Annotated in this window: 11 protein-coding genes; 4 read left to right on the forward strand and 7 right to left on the reverse strand. The window is 54.8% G+C overall.

The features are described from left to right. Positions 1-43 precede the first annotated feature (43 nt). The 6 genes from PSH97_RS13765 to PSH97_RS13790 all read right to left on the reverse strand — a co-directional run bounded on the left by PSH97_RS13765 (position 44) and on the right by PSH97_RS13790 (position 9,619). Complete coding sequence (locus PSH97_RS13765) at positions 44-1,354, reverse strand: ABC transporter substrate-binding protein (RefSeq protein ID WP_305449655.1); 1,311 nt, start codon at positions 1,352-1,354, stop codon at positions 44-46. A 342-nt stretch (positions 1,355-1,696) separates the two neighbouring features. Beyond that, on the reverse strand, positions 1,697-2,602 hold the full coding sequence (locus tag PSH97_RS13770) for an AraC family transcriptional regulator (RefSeq protein ID WP_305449656.1): 906 nt from the start codon (positions 2,600-2,602) through the stop codon (positions 1,697-1,699). Between the two features lie 108 nt (positions 2,603-2,710). Next, positions 2,711-3,577 (reverse strand): PI-PLC domain-containing protein, encoded by an 867-nt coding sequence (locus PSH97_RS13775; protein WP_305449658.1) that lies wholly within the window; start codon positions 3,575-3,577, stop codon positions 2,711-2,713. 144 nt (positions 3,578-3,721) lie between these two features. Next, positions 3,722-5,023, reverse strand: a complete 1,302-nt coding sequence (locus PSH97_RS13780) for a glycosyltransferase (RefSeq protein ID WP_305449660.1) — start codon at positions 5,021-5,023, stop codon at positions 3,722-3,724. A gap of 220 nt (positions 5,024-5,243) precedes the next feature. Beyond that, complete coding sequence (locus PSH97_RS13785) at positions 5,244-9,077, reverse strand: hypothetical protein (protein WP_305449661.1); 3,834 nt, start codon at positions 9,075-9,077, stop codon at positions 5,244-5,246. Between the two features lie 182 nt (positions 9,078-9,259). Beyond that, the gene (locus PSH97_RS13790) at positions 9,260-9,619 is read right to left on the reverse strand and encodes a response regulator (RefSeq protein WP_305449662.1); all 360 of its coding nucleotides are present in this window, start codon (positions 9,617-9,619) and stop codon (positions 9,260-9,262) included. Between the two features lie 260 nt (positions 9,620-9,879). Between PSH97_RS13790 and PSH97_RS13795 the strand changes: the two genes are divergently transcribed. From PSH97_RS13795 to PSH97_RS13810, 4 genes are all read left to right on the forward strand, one after another. After that, positions 9,880-13,371 (forward strand): response regulator, encoded by a 3,492-nt coding sequence (locus PSH97_RS13795; protein WP_305449663.1) that lies wholly within the window; start codon positions 9,880-9,882, stop codon positions 13,369-13,371. Beyond that, positions 13,371-14,186 (forward strand): CheR family methyltransferase, encoded by an 816-nt coding sequence (locus PSH97_RS13800; protein ID WP_305449664.1) that lies wholly within the window; start codon positions 13,371-13,373, stop codon positions 14,184-14,186. The genes PSH97_RS13795 and PSH97_RS13800 overlap by 1 nt, the downstream gene beginning before the upstream one ends. Positions 14,187-14,262: 76 nt before the next feature. Then, positions 14,263-15,477 (forward strand): hybrid sensor histidine kinase/response regulator, encoded by a 1,215-nt coding sequence (locus PSH97_RS13805; protein ID WP_305449665.1) that lies wholly within the window; start codon positions 14,263-14,265, stop codon positions 15,475-15,477. Between the two features lie 44 nt (positions 15,478-15,521). Continuing rightward, entirely contained in the window at positions 15,522-15,899 is a 378-nt protein-coding gene (locus PSH97_RS13810; protein ID WP_305449666.1) for a response regulator, read from the forward strand. A 48-nt stretch (positions 15,900-15,947) separates the two neighbouring features. On the opposite strand, the gene PSH97_RS13815 is transcribed toward PSH97_RS13810, so the two are convergent. After that, positions 15,948-16,883, reverse strand: a complete 936-nt coding sequence (locus PSH97_RS13815) for a halovibrin HvnA (RefSeq protein ID WP_305449667.1) — start codon at positions 16,881-16,883, stop codon at positions 15,948-15,950. Positions 16,884-17,080: the final 197 nt, after the last annotated feature.

Raw genomic sequence — 17,080 nt, forward strand, 5'->3', positions numbered from 1 at the left:
TTGCTATCGCGGGCAAGCCCGCTCCCACAGGGAAAGGTGCTGGTTACTTGGGATAACCGGCGCGCTTCATTTCACGTTCGGTGGTTGACTGGGCAGCAGTCAGGGCCTGGTCGACCGTGGTCTGGCCGATCAGCGCCGCGGAGAACAGCTTGCCGACCTGGGTGCCTACGGCCTGGAATTCAGGAATGGTCACCAGCTGGATGCCGATGTAGGGCACGGGTTTGAGGGACGGTTTGCTCGGGTCCGCAGCCTTCAGTGATTCCAGCGTCACCTTGGCGAACGGTGCGGCATTCATGTAGGCCTCGGTGTAAGTCGAGGCGCGAGTGCCTGGCGGCACGTTGGCGATGCCGTCTTTCTCCGCGACCAGCGCACCATATTCCTTGGAAGTGGCCCAGGTACTGAACGTTTTCGCCGCATCCTTGGCCTTGGAACTGGTCGGAATGGCCAGCGCCCAGGAATACAACCAGGCCGAACCTTTGTCGGTGGTTTCATGCGGTGCGTAGGTGAAGCCGACGTGATCGCTGACCTTGCTTTGGGTCTTGTCGGTGACGAACGAGCCGGCGACGCTGGCATCGACCCAGATCGCACACTTGCCGCTGTTGAACAGCGCCAGGTTTTCGTTGAAACCGTTGCTCGACGCGCCCGGCGGGCCGGACTTCTTCATGGTGTCGACGTAGAAGTTCAGCGCGTTCTTCCACTCAGGCCCGGTGAATTCCGGCTGCCATTTTTCATCGAACCAGCGTGCGCCATAAGCATTGGCGACAGTGGTGATCAGCGCCATGTTCTCGCCCCAGCCAGCCTTGCCGCGCAGGCAGATGCCGTACTGTTCTTTGTCCTTATTGGTGAGTTTGCTGGCAAATTCGCTGATCTGAGTCCAGGTCGGGCGTTCGGGCATGCTCAGCCCGGCGTCCTTGAACAGGTCGGTGCGATAATAGGTTATAGAGCTTTCCGCGTAGAACGGCAGGGCATAGAGCGTGCCCTTGACCGAAAGGCCTTCACGGACCGAAGGGAACACGTCGTCGAGGGCGTAGCTGGCCGGCAAGTCCTTCATGGGTTCCAGCCAACCCTTGGCGCCCCAGAGTGCAGCTTCGTACATGCCGATGGTCAACACATCGAACTGTCCGCCCTGGGTGGCGATGTCGGTGGTCAGGCGTTGACGCAGAACGTTTTCTTCAAGCACCACCCAATTGAGCTTGATGTCCGGATGCTCGGCCTCGAAGGTTTTCGAGAGTTTTTGCATGCGGATCATGTCGCTGTTGTTGACGGTGGCAATGGTCAGGGTCTGGGCGCCGAGGCTGACGCTACTGAGGGTCATGCAGGTGAGGGCAAGCAGAGCTTTTACAGAAGGTTGCATCGTGCACTCCTTTTCTGCACCCGGCGGGTTACAGAAGGACAGTTATTGTTTTTGTGTCTTCCGTAGGCAGGAAGAATGTGCGCTGATTACAGCCTTCAATTGACGGGCTGACAAATCATCCATCGCACTGTCATCGATACTTTTTTGCACTGGTAAGTCAGGGGGCTGGTTTCGCTGCGTGTCGCCCTGTAGCAGCTGCCGCCAGGCTGCGTTCGAGGGCGAAGCCCTCGCGGGCTCCAGTATGCGACGACTCAGAAGGGTTGGATTGATCGGATTTGCGACTGCTGCGCAGTCGAACGCAGCCTTCGGCAGCTGCTACAAGGATTCGTGGATCAGGAAAAGTCAGTGCTGATTCTGCTCAGTCAAACGCTGCACCGCCAACCGCCGGTAGTACGACGGCGTCATGCCCTTGAGCTGCTGGAAACGCCGATTAAAGTTGGAAATATTATTGAAACCCGATTCGAAACACACATCGGTCACCGTTTTATCGCCATCGGCCAGCAATTCGCAGGATTTGCTGATGCGCAGGCGATTGACGAATTCGATAAAGCAGCGCCCGGTGGCCTGTTTGAACACGCGGCTGAAGTAGGTCGGCTTCAGGCCCAAGTGCTCGGCGACTTCTTCCAATGGCAGATCGCGGGCGTAATGGGCAAAAATGTAATCCACCGCCCGGTTGGTACGATCGATGTTGTGCTCATCGGCCAATTGCGGCGTGGTGGCACCGGATAGCAACTGATAGTCGTCAGACGTCGCCAGCAATTCCAGCAGAATGAAAAAATGCCCGAGCCGGGTCATGCCCTGGGTGTCGGCAATGCGCTGCATCAAGGCCATGGCCTGGCGGATAGTCCGTTTGCAACGAAATTCGATGCCGTACTGCGCGCGCTCCAGCAAGGGCACGAGTGTCTTGAGTTCGGCGAACACCTGATGACCGCTTTCAAACAGTTCATCGGTGAAGTTGACCAGCATGTCGCGCTTTTCCACCACTTCGTCTTCGGCCACCTGGCTGATCCAGTTGTGCGGAAGGTTGGGGCCGGTGAGGAACAGCGTTTCCGGGTAGAAATTACCGATGTAGTCACCGATGAACACCTTGCCGGAGCTAGCGACGATCAGGTGCAGTTCGTATTCCTTGTGGAAATGCCAGCGCACCAAAGGGCAGGGGAAACCGTGCTGACGATAGATGATGGACAACCCGTTATGGTCGTCCATCAATTCGTAAGAAGGGTCGGTAACTCTGGGTGGTCGGCTCATGTCAGGACACTTTTATTGTTATCGCCCGATGATCATGCCTCTTTCGGGGCGCCTAAGGCCAGCTTGCAACGACCCTGTATGTCCAAGGCCGGAGGGCAGGCGTGGTGGCTATTTGAGTTTATGGCGGGCTTTGGTCAGGTTCGCGGCTCGGCAGTAAGAAACGATCTTTGACTCTTCAATGAAATCGACATTGATAATGTTGCACTTCATCGCCCAGTCGTCTGTTGTCGGGTCGAACCATTCATTCAGTGGGTCATGAATGTCCACGGGGCCGCCGAGAGCGCTGTAACTGGTGGCAGATAACGACCAGGGTGCCCAGGTGCCAGGCGGAGCTTGCAGAACACCCTCGATGTATTTTTTTAACTCGTCGATTCCGGTGATGCCATTGCCTGTCCATTTATGATGGACCTGATTAATAAATACACTGCGATCAAGTTGCCAGTGCGACTTGGCAGCGGCAAACACTCGCTGTTCAGAACTGACTTGTTTTAGCTTACGAAGACTAAGAGGCAGGTTGCTGCTGGGGATGAGGCGGTCGCCCAGCAGGTGGATCATCACTTTATTGAAATAATCGTAATCAAAGTTCTCGCCGTCGAGACTGTGGAAGTCCAGAATGATGAACTCGTCGGGATTCTTTCGCAGGAAGTCGTTTACATCGGTTATCAAATTACCCAGTGTTCGGGAATTTCGATGACCATTGTGGTGAGCACGAAATTTTCCAAGTCCCTCTGCCTCTGGCTCGTAGATCAGGCGAATATCGAGAACCCTGGAGCCGTGATGCAATTGAGTATGGAAAGTGTTGTGCTGACAAGCCAGCCAGTGACGGGGAGGGCCGAGCAACGGATAAGACGCCTGCCAGTCACTGCCCGCATTGTGGGTCCCGGGCAACGTCAACTCACAGATCGATAGTGCATCAATGGACGGCGTAGCGGCCATCCAGTTATTGTTGGCGTCGTTGTTTTTAATATCGTTCATGAATGCATCCTGCATAAATTAAAGAAAGAAGCCCCTGCGCGTTGAAGTTATAAAAGGGGCGTTGGCAGGATGTTATAGGGTTGAATTTGCTGATTGCCAATACGTTGATTGATGCAAGTTGTTGGTTATTCTTTTTTATACTTTTTACTGGGGTGGTTTTTTCTGGTTTTTCGCTTCAATCCACTGAGCCATGTATTGTGTGCTCTTGTGGGCGTGATGGCGCAACATGCTGCCGGTAAAGTTGTTCTTTCTTAGTTGTGGCAGGTGTTGTTGGCAATACAGCAATTTTTCAATCAGTGCAGGGCCATGTATCGCGCGTTGATAACGGTCCATCAATAAAGCTTGCCCTTGAGACTGGGCCGTTCGCCACTGTATCTCGTCTTTATAAAGCTGAACCGCACACGTGGCGAACTCTTGCGCCGTGCAAGTGACAGCCCCCGGCCAGGGGTGACTTGCGTGCATGGCTTCAGCGCCGATCGGCGTTGTGACACTGGGCGTTCCGCAAATCATTGCGTCGACGATCTTGCCTTTGATGCCCGCACCGAAGCGTAACGGCGCCAGGCACACCCGGGCCGCGGACATGACTTGCAATGCATCTTCTGCCCAGTTCATCACATGAAACCCTTGGGCCGCGTTGTGCAGGGCGGTGGCTTTGGGCGGCGTATAGGCGCCATAGATATGCAGTTGCGCCTCTGGCAACTGCGCACGGATCAACGGCCAGATCGTGGTTTTCATCCAGAGCACGGCATCCCAGTTGGGCGCGTGGCGGAAGTTACCGATACTGAGGAAATGCGCACGGTCTTCAAAGGCTGGCGATGCGGTGGTCAGCGGTTCGACCATCAACGGGCACCAGTGCAGCAGTTGTTGCGGTAACCCGAACTGCTCGATCAGCAATTCAATCTCCACTTCGGAGATCATCAGGTTCAAGTCGCAGCGATACAGCGCGGCGATCTCCCGCTTCGCCAGATCGGTATCGGCCATGAGCTCGAACTCTTCACGCAATGCCGGGGCGAATAATTCGTTGAAATCGTTGGCGTCGTCACTGGCCTTCAAGCGTTCCTTGAGCCGCTGATGCCGGGCATTTCGCAGGCTTTGCAGATCGGAGGTCTCCAGCACGCGCAGGGCGTCGGGGCAGTGTTTCTCTACTCGCCAGCCGAACTGTTCCTCCATCATGAATTGGTCGAACAGCACGATGTCCGGCGCCAGCTCGCTGACGAAAGCGTCGAAACTGCTGTTGTTGAGTTCGATCGGCACCTCGCGAATGCCCAGCTCGGTGAGGTCTGCCTTATGCTCGCCGGGGCCGGCCGGGCTGCTGAAGGTAATGTCCCAGCCTTGCTGCAAGAACGTTTCGAGGATTTGCATGACGTGCCCGCTGGCCGCTGAAGAGTGGGGTTCGGGCCAGACGTAACCGATGACCAGGACTTTGGTGATGGGAAGGGGAGTCATGAAGGGTGATCCTTTGCTGCAAACGGGAGGCGCGGAAAGGGCGCAATTAAACCACAGCGCTGGATAATTTCATCCGTTGACGACGCTGGGCACTCGTTACATGGTTGCTGGATCTTTTGTTCTGGATAGGAAACGATAAATGCAAAAATGCCAGCCCTGAGCGGGACTGGCATTTTTTCTGTTCAATCAGCCAGATAGTCTTGGCATCGAGAGCAAAACGTCAGGCCAGTACTCTGCCAAGATTGATTTCTAACGTACCGATGAACTGATCGGTCTCGGTGCTGCGTAGCGCCGTTGCTATGGTTGCCATATTTATGTGAAACCCAGTAGGATCGGATTTGATTTGGTCAATCAAAGAAACCGCTACCTCGTAAGAGTCTGCGTTGTACAAGGCTGGATGCTTTTGAACCAGAGTCGGAAGACTGGGGCGGATGGATTCAAAGTTGTGTAGATGAGTAAATTTTTCCGTGTCCACTGTCCTGTAAGGGTTCGAAAATGACGGGTCAACCATGCGAGGGTTGCGCGCCAAATCAATTAATGGAGCCACGTCGAATTCAACACGATCCAGAGTTTTCCCATAATAGAGGTCGAATGTGCCAGGTGCGCCATGTGACATCTCATGGATCAAGACGTCGGCAATTCGGGTTTCATCGTAGCGTGCTGTGCGATAAAAATCATCCAGGTGTTCCGGATAAATCTTGATGAATTTCTTGATCGATTCTTTATGTACAGTCCCATTAATTACCGCCTTCTTCCACCGCTTGTAATCAGGCACATTCAATGCTGCCACTGCGCTGACATCGGCTTTTCTAAACGACACATTGGAGAGCGTGAAAGCATCGAGATCCTTACGCATTGCTCGCAGTTTTAGCCCGATATGTTGAGCAGCTTCGTCGGATCCCGTCCCAAACAGATATTCGAGAACCTTGCGAACTTCGGTGTCTGGCTCTGCATCGGCCAATAAGTGGATCGCATTGTCCAGTTTGGCTTTGGCGGCGGGAATAGCCTTCTTCATGTAACGTTGGGTGTAGCTTTTGGGCATGATCCTGTGCCACGGCAGGGTAGGCAGTTTGAATTTGTAATTGAAATTTTCCAGTTTGGCTCCCCAAGGCTGGCCCAATCGGTTCAGAGCGTACCATTCGTCATTGCGGCGTATACCCCATACCTGAAAGGCATCCTGGGAAGTTTGCGCGGGACGCCAGGTTCCTAGGCGAATAGTGTCAGGGTCGACAGTTGCGGCCAGGTGGCGGTGTGGCGTTACGCCCGACCATTTACGCGCATCGAAAACCGCCTTATCGAGTGCGGCCACACTGTTGCGCCACCCTTTGCGCAACAGTTTTGCGCCGTGCAAAAGCAAGTCGGAAGCTCCGTCCAGCGGATTGAACAGGCTGCTCACTAATCCGAGACCTGTCGAAGCCATCGCGCTCGCCTTGGTAGCAATGCTCATGCTTTTGGCGGCAAGGCTGGCAATCTTGGCGGCGGCTCCGACTACTAACAGAACGGTCATCGCGGCTTCTAAAGTACACCCAGCCACCCCTTGGAATTGTCGATCCAGATCGTCTGAGTTCAGATCTTCGATACAGGATTTGAAGGGCACGACAAAATTAAGAAACGTATCCAGATCCTTTTCCCGTTTTGCGCGCAATGCCTCCAGCCTGGTCTGTCCCCAGCACTCTCTCACCAGTTCATCGTAGGTCGCGATTGGCCTGTGCTTCAGTACGAAGTTCACCAATGAGTCGAACTCTGTCGAATAGAAACTCTGGTAATAGCCGTTGATTTCTGAAGTCTGGGGAGACGCTGACAACTCACCGATTTTGTCGATCACACCAGCACTGACGTTGACGAGGCCGGGCGTTACCCCGTGGGTATAACACTCGATGTTTGTGGGCAGCTGATGCACCTTTGCAGGAAGAGAGTAGTTTTTCTTACTGCTGCGAACGGTTGTGCTTAAAAGGTTTTCCCTTTGCACAAGCGCTGCCAGCTCGGTGTTTTCGCGACAGGTTCCGTGCAAGGTGAATAATTCGTAACAAGTCACTCGGCCCTCGAAGTGTGAACAGATGACTACACCGTAGCGACCCGTTGCTTCCTCTATCTCCTTATGACTTTCCGTCGGTTTGCGCTCGGTCACCTTCAGAATCGCATCAAGGGTTGACGCGATGGGGTTCATGGGGAGAGTAGTGATCGGCTGGAGTTTAGCGACTGATGGTCTTATGGTGAATATCGTCACCTTGCCTTTTAGCAGCCGTGTCCGATCAGGCAGTGGCAATGATGAAAATGCCAGTTTTAAATGCATGTTCATTGCTTGTACATGAGCCACATAGTCACGATTGAACTGACGGTAGAACTCACCATCAGGAGCAATCAGGTTGGGGAGCATGCGGGGAAATGCTTTGTAGATACTTTCGCCCTTCTTCAGATCCCAGTCACCGGTCGCCAGGTCATTAGACATGTGCAGTTCGACAGGCGATACGGGAAACGGGTCGGCGTAAGAGTCCTCCACTGGTCGATTTTTCGTTTGGTGAAGGACGTCTTGTTCGAGATAGGTACATCCTGGGGCGACCTGCTTGAGGATGTCCAGTGCGACGATCTTGCGAGTCGGCAGAGGGCGAGACAATGTTTGCGCCGTTTCGGCAAGCGTCTTGGCGTGTCGGGCGTACGCGTCCAATGCCACTTCAAGCGAGTCCGTGACCGACTTCTCTACGTCATCCGGCGTGACGATTTTGTTAAACAATGCCCAATCAATCACAGGATCCACGGCAGCGAGAGCGTCGAGCGTCTTTCGCGACTCGGAGACCGCGTCAAACTTCGACAGGTGTTGTAGCTGCGCATAAGTCATCGAGCGCGTCGATCCCGGCGCAATGATTTCCTCCACCGCGACGATCCGGCATAATTCAACCCATTGCGGCGTGCCCAATAACAGGGTGGGAGGCAGATCTCTCACCAGAAATTCCGGTGCGGCTTCTGCCAGCAACAGGTGAGCGGCCAGTGCCGCATTTTTTTCGGTAATCCGGTGGTTCTCGATCAGGTGCCTTTCGAATTCCGTTTGGACATCGGCGAAGGATTTTTCCATGTGCTCGACAGCATATAAGTTGAAACCTGCCACATGATTGCGAGGCTCTTGTTCGCCGACTCCAGGATGAAGATTGAGCAAGAGCGAAGTCACCATCATTAGCTTGAGCGACTCATCTGTTTGGGGTTGGTTTTCTTGCGCGCCATACCAGCCCAGATCCCGCACATAAGCGTTGGCCCAGTAAAAAGCGATGGGGCTGGAAACTATTTTTTCAAGAATATCCTCAGCCTCCGAGCGTTTGAAGGGGGTAGACCTACCGCCCAAAATGCCATTGACCAGGTGCTCAAGTAACGACTGATCCTTGATGTAACTGCTGATGATTTTGCGAAATTCGCTACGCTGAACGGCAGAAAGAGTGACGGAATTGTCTCCCCCGGCTTTGATCATTTCCCAGTAGTTACCAAGCGGTGGACTCACTGGCGGCTTCAGTTGCATGAATTCTGTCAGCCTGAAACCTTCGGCGGCGGTTCGGGGGATGGTGTAACCATGGAATTTCAGCCATTGCGCCAACTCGACTTGGTCAGCGAGAGTGATGATGCCACCGGTCAATTGCGCCATTTCAACCAGTGTATGAAGATCATCATTCAGGTCCGGTGCAAGTTTGAATGCGTTCGCAAAGCCAATTGTGTTGCCTGAGTATCTTGCGTTTATTTCGCCTTCGGAAGTTACTTCGAACAGGGAGTGCTCGGGAAGTCTGAGGGTGACCATTAGTTTTTTGAAGGCGTGTTGTTCGGTCATTGTTTGTAGCAGTGCCCTGCCGGGTTGCAGAGCGTCTTCAAGCGTCGATCCGGAGTCAAGGGAGATGAGGGCACCTTCCAGCGTGATGGCTTGCGAAGGGGCGAGGTGCTCTCCGCGCTGCTTTAACTTATATATAACTTCACTTCGCTCACTATTATCACTTTGAGTATGGTGAGCTTGAATGGCGGTGTCGGTGACAGATCTGGATAAGTATCTTTGAGTCGGTGGGGTATGTCTGATGATCATGATAAATCCATTTGGTTTGGGTTCTATGTTTGGGGATCCTCGTTTGTTGTCTTGCGTTTATCAAGAGTTGTTGTGTAAGTGTGTTTTGCAAGTGTTGGTAGTTCTGAATTATATTATTGAGAACTTGTCTGGGGGGGATGCCCCCTTCATTGCTATTTGAAGAGGTTTGATTGTCGATATCTCTATTTGATGATGTTCTTTACTTTGTCCCGCAACTGATCAATCGAGAATGGCTTGCCGATGCTATGCATGCCCTCAGGCACCTCGATGCTTTCGGCATAACCGCTGGCGAACAGAATTGGCAACTTGGGACGCAGCATGCGCGCCTGCCTGGCCAGTTCACGACCGTCCATGACCGGCAATCCCACATCCGTCATCAGCAAGTCGATGTCCTGGTCCTCATCGTTGATGAACTCCAGCGCCTCTTCACAGCCATCGGCCTCAAGCACCCGGAACTCGAGCTCCTCCAGCACATCGACGATCAGTGTACGCACAATGGCATCGTCTTCGACGACTAGAATGGTGGAGGCGTTGTCGGACATAGTGGGGCTCTCAAAGGTTGAATTCGCGGTTGCCGGTCGATCGAAACCGCCGGGCTCTTGCATGAGTAAGTGACGAATCACGACAAGTTCCCGACGCGCTACAAAAACAATAGCCGCACAAGAGCCGCAGAGATTAACCGCTCCTTTGTCCCAGAGCAGCTAAATGCGGGATTTTGCCGTAAAACATGTCAGAAAAATGGATCGGCTCGGCCGTTTTGGGGCAGACTCGATGGTTTTCAACAGTACGACAAGGCTTCCCCATGACCTCTGCGTCCTCGGTTGATGAGCAACGATTCCGTAAACTTCTGAGCCGCAACGTCAGCCTGCCATTGGGTGTCGGCGTCATCAGCGCGGTTTTCTTCGTTTCGCTGATCATCTACCTGTTGTCGGTGTTCCAGTGGGTCCAGCACACCGACCGGGTGATCAATAATGCCAATGAGGCGATAAAGCTGACCGTCGATCTGGAAACCGGCATGCGCGGGTTCCTGCTCAGCGGCGACGAACATTTCCTTGATCCCTACGAGACGGCCAAGCCGAGAATCGCCGTCGCTCTCACTACCTTGCTCGAATTGACAGGCGACAATCCGGTCCAGACGGATCGGCTGCGCCGGCTCCAGGCCTTGCAGACAGAATGGGCCAATTACGCGCAGTCGATGATCGATTTGCAGCGTGCCAGCGGTGACTACCGTGGCGCCGTCAAGGCCGGACGCGGCAAGCGGCTGACCGATGAGATCCGCAAGCAATTCGAAGACGTTATCGACATGGAGCAGCAGTTGCGCACCACTCGTAACGAGGAAGTGCGCCGTACCACGATCTGGAGCATCGCCCTTTATCTGCTGTTCGTGGCCGGTATCAGCGGGATGCTGGCCTACATTGGCCGTCGGGACTTGCTCAACCTGTCCCAAAACTACAGTGCCAACCTCGCGGGACAACAGGCCAGTGCCCGGCGTCTGGAACAGCAAGCCTGGTTACGCAACGGGCAGACCGAACTGGCCGAGCAAGTCCTGGGGCAGCTATCCCTCAATCTGTTGGGACGCAACATTCTGCAGTTCTGCGCCCAATATTTAGGGACGGCTGTCGCGGCGATCTATGTCCGTGAGGATCATGGTGGCCTGAAGCGCATCGCGTCTTACGGTTTCTCCCGGGAACAGGAAGCGCTTGAGCAGCAGATTTACAGTGGCGAAGGAATTGTCGGCCAAGTGGTGCAACAGGCGCGCTTGATCCGTCTCGACGACGTCCCGAGTGATTACTTCAAAATCAGCTCCGGTCTTGGCGAAGGCCTGCCGCATAGCGTGCTGGTGGTGCCGACCAGTGACGACGATCGGGTCAACGGTGTGATCGAATTGGGTTTCCTGCGCACGCTCACGGATCGTGACGTCGAACTGCTCGAATTGATTGCCGGCAACATCGGCACCTCGATCGAGGCCGCCCGCTATCGTCATCGCTTGCAGGAAGTGCTGGCCGAAACCCAGCAACTCAACGAAGAACTGCAGGTTCAGCAAGAAGAACTCAAGACCGCCAACGAAGAACTGGAAGAGCAATCGCGGATTCTCAAGGAGTCCCAGACTCACCTGGAAAAACAGCAGGTCGAGCTGGAGCAAACCAACGAACAACTCGCCGAGCAGGGGCAGATCCTGGCCGCGCAACGCGATGCCATGGACCTGAAGAACACCGAACTGAATCTGGCTCAAGTTGAGCTCGAAGCGCGCGCCGAAGAATTGCAGCGCTCAAGCAAGTACAAGTCAGAATTCCTCGCGAACATGTCCCACGAACTGCGCACGCCGCTGAACAGTTCATTGATTCTGGCCAAACTGCTGGCGGAAAACCCGCAGGAAAACCTTAGCGCCGAGCAGGTCAAGTTCGCCGAGTCGATCTACTCCGCTGGCAATGACTTGCTTAACCTGATCAACGACATTCTCGACATTTCCAAGGTCGAGGCCGGCAAGCTTGAGGTGCGTCCAGAGAACACCAGTGTCGCGCGTCTGGTGGAAGGCCTGAGGGGCATGTTCCAGCCGCTGGCTGCGGAAAAGAACCTGGATTTCCAGATCCAATTGATGGCCGATGCACCGCTGATGCTGTTCACCGACCGCCAGCGTCTGGAGCAAGTGATCAAGAACCTGCTGTCCAACGCAGTGAAATTCACCGAAACGGGCACCGTCAACCTGAGCGTCGCTGCTCAGCCGGGCAACGGCATCGCCTTTATCGTCCGCGATTCCGGCATCGGTATTGCGCCGGACCAGCAGGAAAGCATTTTCGAAGCCTTCCGTCAGGTCGATGGCACCACCAATCGTCGTTACGGCGGCACCGGCCTGGGCTTGTCGATTTCTCGTGATCTGGCCACCTTGTTGGGCGGCTCGATCAGCGTGGCCAGTACGCCTGGGCAGGGCAGTGTGTTTACCCTGGTGCTGCCGCAGCAGTACGTCGAACCGGGCGACGCGCCTGTCGAGACGATGAAAGCCACGCCGGTTGCCGTGCAGAAAAACGCCGTGGTTGCTGCGCTTGTGCCGCTGATTGCCGAGGTCGACATTCCGCGTTTCGACGATGATCGCAACAAGGCGCCATTCGCCACTCGCTGCATTCTGGTGGTGGAGGATGAGCCGAACTTTGCGCACATTCTCTACGACCTGGCCCATGAACTGGGTTATCAGTGCCTGGTGGCCCACGGCGCCGACGAAGGCTACGACCTGGCCAGGCAGTTCATCCCCGATGCGATTCTGTTGGACATGCGCCTGCCGGATCATTCCGGGCTGACGGTATTGCAGCGTTTGAAAGAACATGCCGAAACCCGGCACATCCCGGTGCATGTGATTTCGGTCGAAGACCGCGTCGAGGCCGCCATGCACATGGGCGCCATCGGTTATGCGGTCAAGCCGGCCACCCGCGAGGAACTCAAGGCTGTGTTTGCCCGCCTCGAAGCCAAACTGACGCAGAAGGTCAAACGGGTCTTGCTGGTTGAAGACGACGATGTGCAGCGCGACAGCATCGCCCGACTGATCGGCGACGATGACATTGAAATCACCGCCGTCGGCCTGGCGCAGGATGCGCTCGACTTGCTGCGCACCACGATCTTCGACTGCATGATCATCGACCTGAAGCTGCCGGACATGCTCGGCAACGACTTGCTTAAACGTATGTCCACCGAAGATATCTGCTCGTTCCCGCCGGTGATCGTCTATACCGGACGTAACCTGACCCGGGACGAAGAGGCCGAGCTGCGCAAGTATTCGCGCTCGATCATCATCAAGGGCGCGCGCTCGCCCGAGCGGTTACTGGACGAAGTGACACTCTTTCTGCATAAAGTCGAATCCCGCTTGTCCCATGAACGCCAGACGATGCTCAAGACCGCCCGTAGCCGCGACAAGGTTTTCGAGGGCCGTAAAGTGCTGCTGGTGGACGACGATGTACGCAACATCTTCGCCCTCACCAGCGCGCTGGAGCAAAAAGGCGCAATCGTGGTCATTGGTCGCAACGGCCGTGAAGCGATCGAGAAGTTGAATGAAGTCGAGGACATTGACCTGGTGCTGATGGACGTGATGATGCCGGAAATGGATGGTTTCGAAGCCACCCTCGAAATCCGCAAGGACCCGCGCTGGCGCAAGTTGCCGATCATTGCGGTGACGGCCAAGGCCATGAAGGATGATCAGGAGCGCTGCTTGCAGGCCGGTTCCAACGATTACCTGGCCAAGCCCATCGACCTGGATCGCCTGTTCTCGCTGATTCGTGTGTGGTTACCGAAGATGGAACGAATTTAGTGGAACGCAATACCGAAATCGAACTGCGCTTGTTGATCGAGGCGATCTACCTCAAGTACAGCTACGATTTTCGCGATTACTCCAGCGCGTCGATCAAACGCCGGGTCAATCACGCCTTGAGCCAGTTCGAGTGCAAAACCATCTCGGCGCTGCAAGAGAAGGTTCTGCACGATCCGACCGCGTTCATGCAACTGCTGCAATTGCTGACGATCCCGGTCAGCGAAATGTTCCGCGACCCTTCGCATTTCCTGGCACTGCGTCAGGAAGTGGTGCCACTGCTCAAGACCTGGCCGTCGATCAAGGTCTGGATCGCTGGTTGCAGCACCGGCGAAGAGGTCTATTCGATGGCGATTCTGCTGCGCGAAGAAGGCTTGCTGGATCGCACCATCCTCTATGCCACCGACATCAACCCGCGCTCGCTGGATAAAGCCAGGCAAGGGATTTTCTCCCTGGAGAATGTCCGGGCCTACACTCACAACTACCAGCAGGCCGGTGGCCAGCGTTCGTTCGCCGATTACTACACTGCGGCTTATGGCTACGCCATTTTTGACAAGAGCCTGTGCGACAACGTGACCTTCGCCGATCACAGCCTGGCTACCGACAGTGTGTTCTCGGAAACTCAATTGATTTCATGTCGTAATGTATTGATTTACTTTAATAAAAAGCTTCAGGATCGTGCCTTCGGGCTATTTCACGAATCCTTGTGCCATCGGGGTTTTCTGGCACTGGGCAGTAAAGAAACCCTGGACTTCTCGGCCTATGGCAACCAGTTTGAAGCATTGATCAAACCAGAACGGATCTATCGCAAATCATGAACAGTGCAGTGCTGGATACTCATCGGCTGGATCTTCGCGGCATCGACCGTTTTTTTGTCGAGCTGGAAGGAATCGCATGCTAAGTAATATCCAGGCCAAATTACTGATCGTCGACGACCTGCCGGAGAACCTTCTGGCGCTCGAAGCATTGATCAGGCGTGAAGACCGTATTGTCTACAAAGCCCTGTCCGCCGACGAAGCTTTATCGCTGTTGCTGCAACACGAATTTGCCATGGCCATTCTCGATGTGCAGATGCCCGGCATGGACGGCTTCGAACTGGCCGAGTTGATGCGCGGTACGGAAAAAACCAGAAACATCCCGATTGTGTTCGTCAGTGCCGCCGGCCGCGAGCTTAATTACGCGTTCAAGGGCTACGAAAGCGGTGCGGTGGATTTCTTGCACAAGCCGCTGGATGTTCATGCGGTCAAGAGCAAGGTCAATGTCTTCGTCGATCTGTATCGCCAGAGCAAAGCGATGAAGCACCAGGTCGAAGCGCTGGAGCAAAGTCGCCGTGAACAGGAGGCGTTGCTCAAACAATTGCAGAACACCCAAAATGAGCTGGAGCAAGCGGTGCGCATGCGTGATGACTTCATGTCCATCGTGGCCCACGAAGTCCGTACGCCGCTCAATGGCCTGATTCTCGAAACCCAGTTGCGCAAAATGCATCTGGCCCGGGATAACGCCGCGGCATTCACCCTGGACAAGATGCACGCCATGGTCGACCGCGACGAGCGGCAGATCAAAAGCCTGATCCGCCTGATCGAAGACATGCTCGATGTGTCGCGCATCCGCACGGGCAAGCTGTCGATCCGCCCCAGTCGGCTGGATCTGGTGCAGCTGGTAAAGAATCTTCTGCAAAATTTCACACCGCAGGTCGAGACCGCAGAGTCGTCGGTGACCTTGACGGCCGACCAGCCCGTGGTGGGCAACTGGGACGAGTTCCGTATCGAACAAGTGATTTCCAACTTGTTGACCAATGCGCTGCGTTATGGCGCCAAGAGCCCGATCGACGTACGCGTGTACAATCACGACGGGCAGGCGCGAGTTGAGGTTCAGGATCGCGGTATCGGGATCAGTGAAGAGAATCAGCAGCGCATTTTTCAGCAGTTCGAACGGGTTTCCGCCAAGGCCGTTGTAGCGGGGCTGGGCCTGGGGCTGTTTATTTCGGAGCAGATTGTCGCCGCCCATGGTGGCTCCATCACCGTCGAGAGCCGGATTGGCGAAGGCGCATTGTTTCGCGTTTGTCTGCCGCTGCAGGAAAACAGCCCGATAAACGCAACCTCTGAGTGACCGCACGGTCGTATCAGCAGCTATTGACCGAACAAAGGCTTTCCATGAGTGAAGATGCACAAGATGTGGTACTGATCGTCGAAGATGACCCTTCGATTTTGATGGTGCTGTCTGCTTATTTGTCGGGTGAGGGTTACCGGGTGCTGCAAGCCGAAAACGGCGAGCAGGCCTTTGAAATTCTGGCGAGCAAACCGCATCTGGACATGATGATCACCGACTTCCGCTTACCGGGGGGAATCTCCGGTGTGCAGATCGCCGAACCCGCCGTGAAGCTGCGACCGGAGCTCAAGGTGATCTTCATCAGCGGCTATCCGCAGGAAATTCGTGAGACCGACAGCCCGATCACCCGCAAAGCGCCGATCCTGGCCAAGCCGTTCGATCTGGATGTGCTGCAAAAGATCATGCAGGACATGCTGTCCTGAAGCTGCGCGTCGGTCTTTCGCCTACGCGCGGTGGTACATTTCGGCGAGTCAAGGTTTTACCTGATCTGCCTGAATGTAAGTGAAAGTCGCATCGGCCGTGGCAGCGGAGGGTAACGTCAGTTTTATAATCGGGACAACCTTTCCCCCGGTTTTAGCGTAAAAGTCACGTTGATCATGTTGTGCGCCGGCGAGCCCGCCGGGTAGATAGAAAAACGCCTCGATGGGCAGTTCCTGAGGAATGTTCTGCGGCCAGGTGGCCAGGATCAACTCGGTGTAGTCGTATGAATCGGCGAACATGTTTTTCAGATTGTGAGCCCTAATAGATTGGTAGAACGAATCGGCGCTCAGGTTGTTCATTGAATAGCTCACATCGAAACCACACATATTCCAAATGTTCTGATTCCAGTTTGCGATCCATTGTTCAGCAGTGGATATACCGATTGTCTGGCAGAGTCCACTCCGATCGGGTGCATAAGGGTGAGCACCGCACCCCGGCTTATCCCTCGCCATAGTCGCGCCGTCTCTTGGGTATGCACACAGAATCTCGATGTGTTTTGTGCCATATGGCTGCGATAGTCGGGGGTAAAAAATAAAGCCGTTATTTCGCCCAAACACTAGGTTTTTGAACTTCGCGTCTTTGCCCAAAAATGTAAATGAAACGCCGCCGCTGGTTTGAGAGTGCGGGCTGGGGTTCCAGCTTGAATAAGCATCCGATGGTACTGTCGCTCGCAAAATGATCCCACGGCAGTAGAGGGCCGCCAGCCTGGGCTTGCCGCAATCAGGGCGAACATCGTTGTAGCGATTGGTCAGGTTGGTTGCGACGGTGGTGCCATTCTGTGCCGAAATCGAGAGGGTGCTGGCGATGCCGGTTTCAGCTTGCACGGCCCGCATGGGCGTCTGTTCATTTGGAGCCGATTGTTGTTGTTCGCGAACCTGACAGCCCGCCAAAACAACCATCAACATCAGCGCGATGACTTCCTTCATTGCCTGTCCATCCCTTGAATGTGACCTGCGCGTGGCAGGCGGGCGCAGAGCGACCTACCGGGCCGCTCTGCGGATTTCAGAGGAGATTTAATCAAGGAGGAAGTGAACTGAATAGCTGTCAGAGTTGACAGCTGACAGGCTTCAAATCGAGGTCTATGCTGAGTGGCTGTGCCGTGCGATCAAGGTGTGATTTTCCG

Origin of the sequence: Pseudomonas cucumis (genome assembly GCF_030687935.1) — a bacterium.
Classification (GTDB): domain Bacteria; phylum Pseudomonadota; class Gammaproteobacteria; order Pseudomonadales; family Pseudomonadaceae; genus Aquipseudomonas; species Aquipseudomonas cucumis.